Raw genomic sequence first — 15,546 nt, forward strand, 5'->3', positions numbered from 1 at the left:
AATCACCTCCTCCAAAAGACTTGTTTTAAGAAGAAGGTGAATACGGGTTAAATAAAATTATTTCTTATTTACAAAAGCGATCGCAATGCCGCCATCATGTGCAATAGAAATGTCTGCATCCTCATCATTGAGATAAGGACTTCCGTCTTCATGATTCAAAATGACAATATCATGAAATGAAATACCACCAATACCTAGGTGATTTGCTTTCAGATAAGCTTCCTTGGCTGCAAAACGACCACCTAGATACTCTCTCTTACGCTTTTCGGTAGGAAATGATTGAAATATCTCATATTCTTCATCTGACAAAATATGACGGACAAATCTTTCATTCTCAATATCTAAGCGAGAAAGTTCAACGATATCAACACCAATTCCCATTAATCTTCAAACTTCTTTTCATAAAGATTCATGAGTTCATCATAGCTCATATCATCATTGATTTCTTCAATCAAAGGATCTTCATTTTCCATGTCATGTTTGAACTTACCAGTTCTCTCTTCAACAATTTTGAGGTCTTCTTGTGATTCAAGTGTTAAAGTAGATAAATTCTTCAAGCGGTTTTCTACAGAATCAATCACTTCACTGCTTTCCTTCTTGACTACTTTCTCTACCTTCTTTGCCTTTTTCACAACAGGCTTTTCTTCCTCAATTCCTTGAGCACCATAAAAAGGACTTAATACCGGTACCACATCATCCTCACGTCTTTTTATTTTTTTCTTAACTGCTGGCTTTTTTTGTGGCACAGGGTTATTAGATTCCTGCACTCCGTTCATTGGAGAGATGATCTGACTCATAACATATTCTTGCTTTTTAGGCTTTTTAGGTTCTTCTTTTTTCTTTACTACAGGAACCTTTACTTCGACTTTTTGTTCTTCAACTTTTTTTTCTTCGTTATAAATCATAGGTTCACTGAACTTTTCTTTACGACGCTGTTCAATCACAGGATCCACATGTGGTGGCTCCTCTTTCTTTACAGTATCTTCAAAATCCATATCTTTACCCATAATCCAATCTGTAATTTTCATATTCAACCCACACTTTCTTTTTTAAATTGAATCAATGAAAGACTGAACTTCCTCCTCTGTCTTTCTTAATTTCGATACCAATCGTCCTAGTTCCTGTCCCTTATCATATGCAATAAAAGAAGGAATACCTAAGATATTTAATTCAATACATAAATCAAGCATATCGTCACGATTCACATAATAGAATTGATATGCTGGATTGTTTTCAACAACATGTTCTATATAGGTTTTCATATAAAGACAATCTGGACACCAATCTGTAGAAAATACGATAATACATTTATTCTGGATAGCTTCTTTAAACTCTTCTAAAGAATGCAATTGAATGAGCTTATCCATTCATATCACCAAAATCAATATCGATTCTATAAATAGGGCCAAATGGTGAGAACTTCTTTTCATATTCAGTCATCACATTATCTTCATATCCTTCACTATGATGAAGATCTAAACATACATCATGGAAACGTACTCCACAATTGTTCATAGAAACAAGTGAGAATTCAAAGAATGGACGGTTATCTGTCTTAAAAATCAAATGACCTTCATCCTTTAAAATACTCTTATAAACATCTAAGAATGAAGAATAAGTCAATCTTCTCTTTGAATGTCTCTTTTTAGGCCAAGGATCACTGAAGTTTAAATAAACTGTATCAATCTCACCTTCCGCAAATACTTCACCTAATACTGCTGCATCTTCCTTCATGAAGCGAAGATTTGGTAAAGTTTCCATTTCTAAAAATTTCTTTACCGCAATAGTTAGAACTGTAGAATATTTTTCAATACCAATAAAGTTGATATTTGGATTTCTTCTCGCATTTTCGATAATGAAATCACCTTTTCCCATTCCGATTTCAATCGCAATAGGATTGTTATTTCCGAATACCTCATGCCACTTACCTAAGTGGTCACGTGGATTAATAAAAACTAAATCTGCATGCTCTTGTAAAAAAGGCATCGCATCAGGATTATTTCTTAATCTCATAAAACCTCCATATCATTGCTATTATATCATAAAACGTTATAGTATGCTATTAATTTCCTCATCTGTAAGTGGTCTGTAATGACCTAATTTAAGACTCTCATCTAGTTTAAGTTCTCCCATACTGATACGTTTCAAATAAACAACCTCTTTACCACATGCTTGAAACATTCTTTTAACCTGATGAAACTTGCCTTCATAAATGGTCACTTCACACTCACTAATTTCATCGCTCTTAATAATATTCAAAAAAGCTGGCATACATGTGAAATCTTCTAAAGGAATACCTTTAGTAAATGCATTGATATCACCTATTCCAAGTCTTCCCTTCACTTTAACATAATAAGTCTTTGGAACATGTGTTCTAGGAGAAAGAAGACGATGTGCTAGCTGCCCATCATTAGTGATAAGCAAGAGCCCTTCTGTATCTACATCAAGTCTTCCTACTGGGAATAGTCCAGGATGATATTCTTTAATCAAATCAATAACCGTTGGATAAAGATTATCTTCTGTTGCACTCACATAACCATCTGGCTTATTCAACATATAATAAACATACTTTGAATAAACAATCTTTTCACCATCTACATAAATCTCGTCTTTTTCAGGATCAACATGAGCCCCTGATGATTTAATCTTCTTACCATTAGAAACAACAACTCCATCCTTTAAAAGCTGCTTCACATCTTTTCTTGAGCCATATCCACAATGTGCTAATAATTTATCAATTCTCATTCTTCACCTCAAAACAATAGCTATAACTTTCATCAGAATCTGATTCATCTTGATCATAATGAACAAAAACCTTAAGCGAGTCTTTCTTCTTTACCCTACCTGACAAAGAAATACCCTTATAAATATTCTTCTTTTTATCAACGACTCCAGGAACCATAGAATAAGTTTCTTTATCAAAATATCCAATAGTCGGCTGATAATCATCTAAACATGATGAACTATATGAAATAGCCTTAATATTGTACATGTTCTCTTTTGGTTCATCAATGACTAATTCATATCGATAGCCTTCATCTATTTCTGTATAATACAATTTTATATTCATTTTATCGGAATTATTATCAAATTTCTTATTTTTTTTGATAAATGACAAATCTTCTTTATATTTTTTCAATATGCTATCTGAAATATCTGAATCTTTTGTCTTTGTTCCACATGCCGTCATAAATAAACAAAGCAAAACCACCAACAACTTTTTCATACAAACTGCCTCCTATTTGAAAATTATATCATTCTCATCCATATAACGTAAATACAATGATAAAAAAAGAAGACAATTTCTTGTCTTCTTACTGGAAAATTTCAACTGCAAATTCGCAATTAAATGTTTCACCCTTCTTAAGTGCTACAGCACTTTCCTTATCTTTAAAATCTCCTTCAAAGTCAACATAGTCAGTATGTCCAACCCAAGGTTCAATAGCAAGTAAACCACCCACATGCTTGCTTGTCCAAAGTCCTAAATGATCAAAGCCCTTCATATAGAAGTTTAAGCTCTTATTATTAGTAAGTGACTTTAATGAAACATAGCGAGATTTAAAATGAGGCACTACAACTGCATCATTATCAAACATAGCCTGACGTACAAAGAAATGACGTTCATTATCAAATAAACGTTTTGTTCCATGAGACATGCCTTTTCTTTCTACATCAATAATTTTCTGATTTACTGTTTCATTCTGTTCAAATTCAATATAATAATCATTCGCATCTTCACCTTCAATAAATGGACAGGCAAATGCTGGATGACCACCAATTTGGAAATAGATCACATCTTCATTATGATTTTCTACTCTAAATTCAGCTTTTAATGTATTGTCTACTAATGTATAAGTCACATATAAATCAAATTCATAAGGATACATTTTCTTGATTTCAGCACTAGAAGATAAATGGAACACTACATGTGTATCATCATGTTCATATACTTCATATTCAGTATTTCTAGAGAAACCATGCTGATTCATATGATATTCTTTACCATCAATACGACATGTTCCATTCTTTAATGCACCTACAATTGGGAAAAGTACAGGCGCACTATGTCCCCATAAACAAGGATCCTGCTTCCACATATAGTTAAGTCCATCCTGCATCCCAATAAGCTTTGAGATTTCAGCACCTTTAGGATCAAATTGTGCTTCTAAATAATCATTTTTAATTGTAATCATATCTACCCTCCAATTTTAGTTTCACCATTTAAAATGACTCTCTTAATATCGATTTCATCATCAATAAGAATCATATCAGCTACGCATCCTTCTTTAATACGTCCATAATCCTTTAAACCTAGATGATCTGCAGGATTCTTAGTCGCATAACCAATAGCTTCGTATAATGGCAAATCAAGATGTTTATAAGCATTTCTTACACACTGATTAAGGTTTGCAGTAGAACCAGCAAGGTTACCTGACTTCAAGCGCGCCTGTCCATCCTTTACATAAACCTTCTGATTACCTAATTCATAAGTGCCATCTGGAAGCATAGCAGCCTCTAATGAGTCCGTAATTAAAATTAATTTATCTGCACCCTTCATCCTAGATAAAATCTTAGCTGCTGGGAATGATACATGAATGCCATCAAGAATAAGTTCTGCATATACTTCATCATGAAGCATTACAGCACCTACAACTCCTGGTTCTCTATGTTTTAAAGGAGTCATCGCATTATAAGTATGAGTACCTGAAGTAGCACCTGCTTCAATAGCTTTCACTGCTTCTTCATAAGTCGCATCAGTATGTCCCATAGAAACAACAACGTTCTGTTCTCTTAAATATTTAATCAGATCTACTGCACCTTCAATTTCAGGTGCTAAAGAAATCTTCTTTACAAAATCAGGATGCTCACCTGCAAAAGATAAGTAGTTTTCTACAGTAGGTGCAATCATACATTCTTCTGGCTGAGCACCTTTATATTTCACACTAAAGAAAGGTCCTTCTAGGTGCATACCTAAGATCTTAGCACCTTCTACCTTATCCTTATTATCATAGCCAGCTGCAATAGCCTTTTTAATATCTTCAGCTGGCATAGTCATAGTTGTAGGTAAAAAGCTAGTAACACCAGTCTTTAATTCTGATACAGAAATATTATTTAAATCTTTGAAAGTTGCATACATTGTATCGCTACCATTACGTCCATGAGTATGTACATCAATCATACCAGGCGCAACATATAAGCCCTTTGCATCTATTACTGTTTCATCAGTAGGTACACGGTTACTGACTTCTGTAATCTTTCCATTTTCAAAAAATACATTTAATTCTTTAATAGAATCTTCTAAAATCACTTTACCATTTATAATAACGTTTTTCATATTGAAATCCTCCTTACACTATTATAGCACATATTTATCGTATAATGAAATTATACAAATTTTTATACGTATATATTTTAACTTTAATAAAAAAAGAGCCTCTTGATAGAGACTCTTAGTGTAAGTTCTTAATTAATTCTTCAATACGATTACCATATTCTAATGATTCATCTACCTTGAAGATTAATTCAGGACATTTTCTAATTTTTAATCTTCTCGCAAGCTGTGAACGGATAAAACCTTTACATCTATCTAATGCTTGAAGACCTTTACCCTGATTCTTCATGAATGTCACATAAACCTTTGCGACAGACATATCATTTGTACAGCTCACTGAAGTAACAGTACACATACGTAATGCTGGATCTTTTACTTCATCACGAAGAATTAATGATAATTCCTTCATGATATAATGATTCATTTTATCAACTTTTAATGAAGCCATAAATTAACCTTCAACTTCCTGCATAACATATCCTTCAACGATATCGCCTTCTTTGATATCGTTATAGTTTTCGATAGTTAAACCACATTCATAGCCCTGGTTAACTTCCTTCGCATCATCCTTGAAACGCTTTAATGAAGCAAGCTTACCTTCATAAACAATGATACCTTCACGAATTAATCTGATACCACAATCTCTCTTAATAGAACCATCTGTTACATAACATCCAGCGATATTACCAATCTTAGAAACCTTATAAATATGTCTGATTTCAGCCTGACCAGTAACAACTTCTTCCATTTCAGGAGCAAGCATACCCTTCATGGCTGCTTCAATTTCTTCAACCATCTTATAGATTACCTGGTGTAAACGGATTTCTACACCTTCTTCATCTGCTTTACGACGTACATTAGCATCTGGTCTTACATTGAAACCATAAATAATTGCCTTAGAAGCACTTGCAAGAAGGATATCAGATTCAGAAATAGCACCAACAGTAGAACGGATAACGTTCACTCTTGCACCTTCTACATCAATCTTTTCTAATGAACTCTTAACTGCTTCTGCAGTACCATTTACGTCAGCTTTAACAATAATATTCAAGTCAACGACTTCACCAGACTTCATCTGTGAGAATAAGTCATCAAGACTCATTGCTGAAGTAGAGTTTCTTTCTTCTTCAATCTTCTTCTGAGCACGTTCTTCACCGACATGTCTCGCTTCTCTTTCAGTTTCAAATACCATGAACTTATCACCTGCTTCAGGTACATCATTTAAACCAGTAATTTCTACTGGAGTTGCAGGACCTGCAGATTTAATTTCACGTCCACGATCATCAACTAACTGTCTGACACGACCATAAGTCGCACCAACAACAATTGGGTTACCACTTCTTAAAGTACCATTCTGAATCAATAAAGTCGCAACTGGTCCTCTACCCTTATCAAGACGGCCTTCAATAACACTACCATAAGCCATACGCTTTGGATTTGCTTTTAATTCAGCAAGTTCAGCTACAACTGTAACTGTTTCTAATAATTCATCGATACCAATACCCTTTTTAGCTGAAATGTTTACATAAGGAACATCTCCACCCCATTCTTCAGGCATAAGTCCAAGTTCAGATACTTCAGTCATAATACGCTGAGGATCAGCACCTGGTTTATCAATCTTATTAATAGCTACAATAATAGGTACATTTGCAGCTAAAGCATGGTCTACTGCTTCTCTAGTCTGAGGCATAACACCATCATCAGCAGCAACTACAATAATAACAATATCAGTAATCATTGCACCACGCGCACGCATTGCAGTAAATGCTTCATGACCTGGTGTATCAAGGAAAGTAATCTTCTTACCTTTTACTGATACCTGATAAGCACCGATATGCTGTGTAATACCACCAAATTCGCCTTCAGCAACTCTTGACTTTCTAATATGGTCAAGTAATGTTGTCTTACCATGGTCAACGTGACCCATGATAGTAATAACTGGAGGTCTTGGCACTAAATCTTTAGGATCATCCACAACTTCTAAATCTTCAAAGTTTACTTCACTTACAGGAACAACCTTTTTACATTCAAGACCATATTCCATACAAATAAGTTCAACCTGTTCATCATTTAATGATGAGTTGATCGTCACCATTGTACCTAACATGAATAAAACCTTGATAACATTTGCTGGTGTCTGACCAATCTTTTGAGAAAGTTCATCAACAGTAATGCCTTCTTCATATTCAACAACACCATCTACAACAGCTTTTTCTTCTTTCTTGCTAGGAAAGTTTGAGATCATTTTCTTCTTGTCATTCCCTTTGTTGTTTATGTTTTTCTTCTTTTTTGCCATAAATTACCCTCCTAACTTAGATTTCATACTTTTCGCAAAACCAGCATCAAGTACCGCAATTACCATTCTATTGATTTTACCAACAGAATTAGATAGCTCTTCACTTGTGCCAGCAACATAATAATCTACATGATAATATGTACACTTATCAATATATTTCTTCTTCGTATTGTCACTTGCATCACTCGCAATAAAGACAAGATGAGCCTGCTGTGACTGGACAGCCTTTAAAGCACTCTCTCCAGTCGCAAGCTTTCTTGCACGCATCGCAAGACCCAATAAAGAAGCCACCTGCTTATTGAGCATAAGTCTTAAGCTCCTCATAGATTTCTTCAGGAATTTCAGTATCAAGAACTCTATTTAAAATCTTTTTCTTTTTTGCAAGTTCAATTGCATCCAAAGAACGTTTTAAATAAGCTCCACGACCGTTCTTTTTACCTGTAGGATCGACAGAAACTTCTCCTTCTTTATTTTTCACAATACGAATGAGTTCTTTCTTTGGCAGCTGTTCACCAGTTGCCACACACTTTCTTAAAGGCACTTTCTTCATAAAAGATCACCTCTAATCTTCATAATATTCATCATACTGATCATAATCAATATCTTCATCATATTTAGGATCATGATCTGGTTCTTCTGAATCATCTTCATCATCAAATGATTCATCATCACCGAAGTCTTCTTCTACCTTATCTTCTTCATTTTCATCTGCATCTAGAGTTAAAATGATAGATTCTTTTTCTTCATCTGCTTCATGTTCTTCCATAGATTTCTTCATCTTTTCAAGAAGTTCCATATCTACTTCAGGTGCATCTAAATCAATACCTTCTTCTAAGATTTCAGATACTGATTTAATATCAATCTTCCAGTTTGTTAATTTAACTGCAAGTCTTGCATTCTGACCACGCTTACCAATAGCAAGAGATAACTGATCATCAGGAACAACAACTAAAGCACTGTTCTTAGAATGATTTAATTTCACTCTTTCAACCTTAGCTGGAGAAAGAGCATGAGAAATGAATGTTACAGGATCTTCAGACCATTCAATAATATCGATCATTTCACCATTTAATTCTTCAACAACATTTCTAACACGATTTCCCTTTGGACCAACACATGCACCAATAGGATCAATATCAGGATTTGCTGTATAGACAGCAATCTTAGAACGTTCACCTGCTTCTCTAGATACTGATTTGATTTCTACAGTTCCTTCGAAGATTTCAGGTACTTCCATTTCAAATAAACGCTTTACTAATCCTTCATGAGTACGAGATACGCTGATATGAGTACCTTTAGTAGTACGTTCTACTTCACTCACATAAACCTTAACATGTTCACCTTCAACTAGAGTTTCACCAGGGATCTGGTCTTTAGATGAAAGAAGTGCACCTGTCTTACCAATGTTGATAATTGCGAATCTTTCTTCTACACGATCTACAGTACCATTGATAATTTCATCAAGTTTATTGATATATTCATTATATAAAGCTTCTTTTTCAGCTTCTCTGATCTTCTGTCTTAATAACTGTTTAGTTTGAATTGCAGCTAAACGACCAAATTCAGAAATATCAGCTTCTTCAACAACTTCATCTCCAACCTGATATTTTGGATCAATTTCCTGTGCTTCTTCAATAGAATATTCAAAATCTTCATCATTTACATCATCTACAACATAATGAGTTGTAAAGATTCTGATTTTTCCATCATCATCAATTTTACAATCAACGATTGATTCTGCCCCACTATAGTTTTTCTTATATGACTTAGCAAGTGCTTCAGTCAATGCTTCAATTACAATAGCACTATCAAGCCCTTTATCTTCAATAAGATTTTCAAGAGCTGATTTATAACCTTTATCCTTTTTCGCCACGTTTTTTACCTCCTAGAACTTTACAGCGAGTCTGATGAATTTAATATCATCATAGTTTATAGTCATTTTCTTTCTTACAGCTTTCACCATATACTGGATCAATAATTCCTGGCCATCAATAGAGGCTAATGTTCCTTCTAGAGAATCAATTCCATTCTTTGGATTCTTCAAATCAATATGAACATATGAGCCAACATGAGCTTCTACCTGCTCAAAAGTCTTTAATGGCTTTTCAATTCCTGGAGAAGATACTTCAAGATAATACTCGTCCTTGATTAAATCAAGTTCATCTAACTTTTCACTTACAGCTTCACTGACTGCAACACAAGTATCCATGTCAAGATTTCCATCATTCTTTTCAATGAATACACGTAAATACCATTCTCCTTTTTCCTTTACATATTCCATTGAATCAAGATGGCATTCAAATGAAGCAATAATAGGCAATAAGCCTTCTTTAATTTTCTCTAGCATAGAACCTCCTATTCAATAAATAACGAGAGGGTCTCCCCTCTCGTCTTTTGCTAAATCGAGTATAGCACAGTTAAATGTATAAGTCAAATAATGTTGAAAAACACGTAAAAAAACTATAAATCAAAGATTGTAAGCTGATCACTTTCAGAAAAGCCATTTAAAACACCCATCTTCTGCAGTGTCTCAATATGTGTTCCTGAAAGACGTGTTCTCTTTTTAATGTCTTCAATAGAAGTGAAAGGTCTCTCCTTTCTTGCTTCTACTACTGAGTCACCAACGGCATCACCTAATCCATCAATAGAAGTAAAAGGAGGAATAATAGCTGTTGGATCATCTGGATGACAAATAAACTTTCTAGAATCAGATTGATCAAGAGAAATCTTACTAAACTTTAGGCCTCTTTCAAACATTTCTAAAGCAACCTCAAATACAGTAATCAAACCTTCTTCTTTATTAGATGCTTTATGTTCAGCCTTTAACTTTAAACATTCCTGATATTTATCATATACCGCTTCTTTTCCAGCAATAAGTGTCTCAATATCATAGAAATCACATCTAGTCGTAAAGTATACAGCATAATATTCTCTTGGATAATATAATTTCCACCAAGCTACACGTATGGCACTTAATACATATGCAACGGCATGGGCTTTAGGGAACATGTATTTAATCTTTAAACATGAATCAATATACCATTGTGGTACATTATGTTTCTTCATGAGTTCAACATAACCCTTTTGAGGGAATACTTTAGGTGACTTACCTTTACGTACACATTCCATGATATCAAAAGCATCCTTGTTAGGAAGTCCCTTTTCAATTAAGTAAACCATGATATCATCACGACATCCGATAACCTGCTGTAATGTACATGTACCTGACTTAATCAATGTCTCCGCATTGCCTAGATATACGTCAGTCCCATGAGATAATCCAGAGATAATAACTAATTCATTAAAGCTTTTTGGATGTGTCTGTTCAAGCATGCCACGGACAAACTTTGTACCAAATTCTGGTAACCCTAAGGCACCTGTCTTACAGTTTAAGAATGATAGATCGCAGCCTAATGCTTTAGAACTATTAAATAAGCTCATAACCTTCTGGTCATTTGTAGGAATAGACTTTGGATCAACACCTGTCATATCCTGAAGCATACGAATAACAGTAGGATCGACATGCCCTAAAATATCAAATTTTAATACGTTATCATGAATCTTATGGAAATCGAAGTGAGTTGTACGCCATTCAGCATTTACATCGTCTGCAGGATATTGATAAGGTGTAAAGTCAAATACTTCCATGTCATTAGGAATAACGATAATACCACCTGGATGCTGACCGGTAGTACGTTTAACCCCCGTACATCCATTAGCAAGTCTTTGTAATTCAGCACTACGGATATGATCTTCTAAACCTAGGTTTTCAGCATATGCTCTTGCATAACCATAAGCTGTCTTTTCTGCAACAGTAGAAATAGTACCGGCTCTAAAGACATGGTCTTCACCAAAGATTGTTTTAGTATAAGCATGCGCTTTAGGCTGATATTCACCTGAGAAGTTTAAGTCGATATCTGGAACCTTATCCGCATTGAACCCTAAGAAGGTTTCGAATGGGATATTATGTCCTTCGCCTTTCATCTTATGTCCACATACTGGACAGTTCTTATCAGGCAGATCATACCCATCAGAAATAACTCCTTCTTCTAAGAACTCATTATGTTTACAATGAGGACATATATAATGTGGTGCAAGAGGATTTACTTCTGAAATACCAGCCATAGTGGCTACGAAAGATGAACCAACTGATCCTCGAGATCCTACTAGGTAACCTGCTTCATTAGAAACTCTTACAAGTTCTGAAGCGATAAAATAAATAACTGCGAATCCATGTTTGATGATGTTGGATAACTCTTTTTCAAGTCTTGCTGATACAATCTCTGGTAATACTTCACCATATGTCTCATGCGCATTCTTATGACACAATTCTCTAAGTTTTTTATCTACGTTTTCAATTGAAGGTGGATATAATCCTTCTTTTGTAACAATAATATCATCACCAATCATATCTGCAATCTTATTTGTATTAGTGACAACATATTCATATGTATCTTCATCACTTAAATAAGGGAAGCATTCCAACATTTCATCTGTTGTTCTTAAATAAACATCAGGTGTTAAAGCACGAGGATTATTTCTTACAAGGAGTGGATGAGGTTTACCATTAATCTGAATCTTAGAGTTAGTAATAAATACTTCACGGTATACCTTATCTCTCTTATCTAGAAAATGAACATCACCTGTTGCACAGATGAGTTTATTTTCTTCTTTCGCAATCTTAATAATACGCTTGTATATTCTTTCTATATCATCAATAGAATCATACTTACCACGATCTACCAAATACATCGCATCTTCTAAAGGCTGTATTTCTACATAATCATAGAATCGTATTTCTTCTCTTAATTCTTCTTCATCTCTTGTAGAAGCTATTTCAAAGACTTTAGAATTCAAACAGCCACTACCAAATAGTAATCCTTCACGATAGAATTCTAATTCACTTCTAGGAATACGATCACATTGATGGAAATACTTAGTATTCGCAATAGACACAAGTCTAAACATGTTCTTTAAACCTTCAGGTGTTTTCGCAAGAACACACATATGATAAGGGAAAGCATGCTTATAACTGTCTTCTATTTCGATATCATTGATTTCATCAATCGTTTTAAATCCTTTCTTAATTAAATCCTGAAGCATGACATTAAATGAATGACTTAATACTTCTGCATCATAGTCAGCACGATGAGCCGCTTCTGTATCATAAGGGATATGATAAAAACGACAGACAGCACCTAATCGATAAGAACGCATTAATGGTATGAGACGTCTAGACAAAGGCAATGTATCAATCCATGGATTTTGAATAGGTTCTTTTCCCATTCTCTCTAACGCCTTATCTAACATACCAATATCGAAACGACCATTATGCGCAATGAGAAGATTATCTCCAAAGAATTCCATTAATTTAGGCATGAATTCTTCAATTGTAGGCGCATTTCTAATATCTTCATTCGTAATAGATGTTAATTCAGTAATCTTCTTAGAAATAGGTTTAGGAGATTTAATAAATGTCTGTAATCTTCCAACCTCTAAACCATTTTTAATCTTTACGGCACCAATTTCAGTAATATGATCATCTATCTGAGATAAACCTGTTGTTTCTAAGTCAAAAGAAACATATGTTAAATCATTAAGCTTTAATCCATTCGCATTAAAAACACAATCAAAGTTTGTATCAATCATGTTCATTTCAATACCATAGATCATCTTCAGCTTGTCTCCTGCTGCTGCCTGTGCATCAGGGAATGACTGCACGTTACCATGATCAGTCACTGCAATAGCACTCATACCCCATTCTGTTGCTCTTTTAATATAAGAACCAACAGTCGCAATACCATCCATAGTAGACATATTAGAATGGCAATGTAGTTCTACACGCTTCTTTTCCGCCTTATCAACACGTGGCTTAGGCGCAGGAATAATTTCTATTTCAGTCGCAATAATCACCTGTTCGCGGGCAAAGCTATCATATTCAAAAGTACCTTTGACACGAATCCATTTACCACCTTTTTTTAATTGTTCCATTTCTTCTAATGTATTACGATTCTTATTCTCAAATCTCTTAACCATAATACTATCAGAATAATCTGTGACAAGAAGTGTCTGAATATGTTTACCACTTTTAACCTGTGTTGTTTCTTCCTGGAAACAATAACCCTGTACCGCTACTTCACGCATTGTATTATCTAATTGACTAATCTGCGTCATGACATATTCTTTCTTATAACGTTTATAATTACCTGCTGGCTTAGAATAAGCAGGAGGTGCATCATTCATCGCTTCATTATATTTTTCAAGTGCACTTGAATCTATATGAACACCTTTGTTTTCTTCCATCTTTGCAATAGTCTGTTGATATTCATGATTATCTGCATCTACCTCAGCTCTTAAATCAATATTAATACCAAAGCCAGATAATAATGTACGCATTTCATTAAGCTGAGTCTTAATAGAATCACATTGAATATGATTAACAGTATGTAATGTCAAAATATTGTTCTTTAAATCCATATCATCTCTTGTCATACTCTGCATTTCAGGTACATTGCCTAATACATGATGCATAATATAGTCACTATATTCAATGACATCTTCTTCTCTAAAATGATTAGACGTTGTTTCAAAGAGGAACTCACATGGATAAGGGAATAAATGCTGGGCTTCTTTTAAAGCCTTCACATTACTAAGAGGCATTAATTCTGGTGAACTGATATAAAAGGTATAACGGCTATCATGATGGACAACTACTCTTGTAATATCAGCCTGCGAAAACGCCTGATTTGTATCTATATGTAATTGTTGTAATAAAATACTTAATTTATTCATAAAATCACCTTTTAAAAAGGAACCGAAGTTCCTTTATTTGAATAATCGCAGCAGATCCTGATAAGTAACTGCTATCATGAGACCAAATACAAGTGCAAGTCCAAGAACCTGCAATGCATATTTCACCTTCACAGGTACTTCTCTATGGATCATACCTTCAATTAAAGAAAGAATAGCCTGATAGCCATCTAACCCTGGAATAGGTAATAGGTTAAAAATTCCAATATTTACTGACAACATCGCAACTAAATAAAGAAGCGTTGTCATAGAACCAGATTCTCTTACCTGTGAAGTTACTTTATAAATTCCCACTGGTCCTGACATCTGCTTAATAGTAGATGCAAAATTCACAATAAGCTGTCCTAATGCATTAAATATTGCAGTAGACATCTCGCATAATTCTTTAAATGTATAGCTAAATGCTTCAGTAACACTCATTCTTCGAGTTACCTGCATAAAGCCAAGAACATAACGTCCCTGTTCTACATTATAAGGACTCACTGCCTTGATCACAATACTATCTTTACCACGTCTGACAGTAATATCTAATGTCGCATTTTTAGAGTCAATCTTTAATGCTTTCTTAGTCATATCACTATGAAGATCTTCATAACTTGCGACTGCATAAGACACACCAGTCTGCTTACATTCAATATTAGTTATAATGTCACCTTTTTTAAATCCATATTTTGTCGCAGAGCCATTTTCTACAAGTGTTCCTACTTCACAACGATTGACATTCACCTGACCACCCATTAAGTTTGCAGATAACATAATAACAAGTGCAAGCATGAAATTCATAAAGACACCTGCAAGCATAATAATAATCTTTTGATATGTCTTCTTACCCTTTAATGTACGTTCTACTGGAACATCCTTAAATTCTTCATTGTCTTCCTGATCCGCTTCACCTGCCATAGAGACAAAACCACCTATTGGTAAAGCACGAATCTGGAATTCTGTTTCTTTTCCTTTTTTTCCATAAATCTTAGGACCCATACCAATACTAAATGCGCCACAATAAACCTTGAAAAACTTAGCAGCTACAAAATGGCCTAATTCATGTATTACAATAATTCCTGTAAGAATAAGCAGGAAAACGAGTATATTCAATAAAGTCTGCATC

Annotated in this window: 16 protein-coding genes; all 16 read right to left on the reverse strand. The window is 34.4% G+C overall.

Annotation, left to right across the window (positions count from 1 at the left end; translation table 11 throughout):
* Positions 1 to 57: 57 nt before the first annotated feature.
* Positions 58 to 381, reverse strand: coding sequence for a holo-ACP synthase (acpS, locus tag DW269_RS00335; RefSeq protein WP_117458049.1), 324 nt, complete (start codon positions 379 to 381; stop codon positions 58 to 60).
* A complete protein-coding gene (locus tag DW269_RS00340; protein ID WP_230310095.1) occupies positions 381 to 1,028 on the reverse strand; it encodes a hypothetical protein in 648 nt (215 codons plus the stop codon). Before DW269_RS00340 ends, acpS begins: the two co-directional genes overlap by 1 nt.
* A 21-nt stretch (positions 1,029 to 1,049) precedes the next feature.
* Complete coding sequence (locus tag DW269_RS00345; RefSeq protein WP_022424344.1) at positions 1,050 to 1,367, reverse strand: thioredoxin family protein; 318 nt, start codon at positions 1,365 to 1,367, stop codon at positions 1,050 to 1,052.
* On the reverse strand, positions 1,360 to 2,013 hold the full coding sequence (gene trmB, locus DW269_RS00350) for a tRNA (guanosine(46)-N7)-methyltransferase TrmB (RefSeq protein ID WP_117458050.1): 654 nt from the start codon (positions 2,011 to 2,013) through the stop codon (positions 1,360 to 1,362). The genes DW269_RS00345 and trmB overlap by 8 nt, the downstream gene beginning before the upstream one ends.
* Positions 2,014 to 2,049: 36 nt before the next feature.
* Complete coding sequence (locus DW269_RS00355) at positions 2,050 to 2,745, reverse strand: pseudouridine synthase (RefSeq protein WP_117458051.1); 696 nt, start codon at positions 2,743 to 2,745, stop codon at positions 2,050 to 2,052.
* Complete coding sequence (locus tag DW269_RS00360; RefSeq protein WP_117458052.1) at positions 2,735 to 3,226, reverse strand: hypothetical protein; 492 nt, start codon at positions 3,224 to 3,226, stop codon at positions 2,735 to 2,737. Before DW269_RS00360 ends, DW269_RS00355 begins: the two co-directional genes overlap by 11 nt.
* Before the next feature lie 88 nt (positions 3,227 to 3,314).
* Positions 3,315 to 4,193 (reverse strand): aldose 1-epimerase family protein, encoded by an 879-nt coding sequence (locus DW269_RS00365; RefSeq protein ID WP_117458053.1) that lies wholly within the window; start codon positions 4,191 to 4,193, stop codon positions 3,315 to 3,317.
* Between the two features lie 2 nt (positions 4,194 to 4,195).
* A complete protein-coding gene (gene nagA / locus DW269_RS00370) occupies positions 4,196 to 5,335 on the reverse strand; it encodes an N-acetylglucosamine-6-phosphate deacetylase (protein WP_117458054.1) in 1,140 nt (379 codons plus the stop codon).
* Between the two features lie 115 nt (positions 5,336 to 5,450).
* Complete coding sequence (gene rbfA / locus DW269_RS00375; RefSeq protein ID WP_117458055.1) at positions 5,451 to 5,780, reverse strand: 30S ribosome-binding factor RbfA; 330 nt, start codon at positions 5,778 to 5,780, stop codon at positions 5,451 to 5,453.
* A gap of 3 nt (positions 5,781 to 5,783) precedes the next feature.
* On the reverse strand, positions 5,784 to 7,628 hold the full coding sequence (infB, locus tag DW269_RS00380; RefSeq protein WP_117458056.1) for a translation initiation factor IF-2: 1,845 nt from the start codon (positions 7,626 to 7,628) through the stop codon (positions 5,784 to 5,786).
* 3 nt (positions 7,629 to 7,631) lie between these two features.
* Complete coding sequence (locus DW269_RS00385; protein WP_117458057.1) at positions 7,632 to 7,934, reverse strand: ribosomal L7Ae/L30e/S12e/Gadd45 family protein; 303 nt, start codon at positions 7,932 to 7,934, stop codon at positions 7,632 to 7,634.
* Complete coding sequence (gene rnpM / locus DW269_RS00390; RefSeq protein WP_117458058.1) at positions 7,924 to 8,178, reverse strand: RNase P modulator RnpM; 255 nt, start codon at positions 8,176 to 8,178, stop codon at positions 7,924 to 7,926. Before rnpM ends, DW269_RS00385 begins: the two co-directional genes overlap by 11 nt.
* Positions 8,179 to 8,190: 12 nt before the next feature.
* Positions 8,191 to 9,501, reverse strand: a complete 1,311-nt coding sequence (gene nusA / locus DW269_RS00395) for a transcription termination factor NusA (protein WP_117458059.1) — start codon at positions 9,499 to 9,501, stop codon at positions 8,191 to 8,193.
* A 12-nt stretch (positions 9,502 to 9,513) separates the two neighbouring features.
* Complete coding sequence (gene rimP, locus DW269_RS00400; protein ID WP_022424333.1) at positions 9,514 to 9,975, reverse strand: ribosome maturation factor RimP; 462 nt, start codon at positions 9,973 to 9,975, stop codon at positions 9,514 to 9,516.
* A 113-nt stretch (positions 9,976 to 10,088) separates the two neighbouring features.
* Positions 10,089 to 14,420, reverse strand: coding sequence for a PolC-type DNA polymerase III (locus tag DW269_RS00405; protein WP_117458060.1), 4,332 nt, complete (start codon positions 14,418 to 14,420; stop codon positions 10,089 to 10,091).
* Positions 14,421 to 14,453: 33 nt separating this feature from the next.
* Complete coding sequence (locus tag DW269_RS00410) at positions 14,454 to 15,545, reverse strand: RIP metalloprotease (RefSeq protein WP_117458061.1); 1,092 nt, start codon at positions 15,543 to 15,545, stop codon at positions 14,454 to 14,456.
* Between the last annotated feature and the right edge of the window lies 1 nt (position 15,546).

Origin of the sequence: Catenibacterium sp. AM22-6LB (assembly GCF_003435615.1) — a bacterium.
GTDB lineage: Bacteria > Bacillota_I > Bacilli_A > Erysipelotrichales > Coprobacillaceae > Catenibacterium > Catenibacterium mitsuoka_A.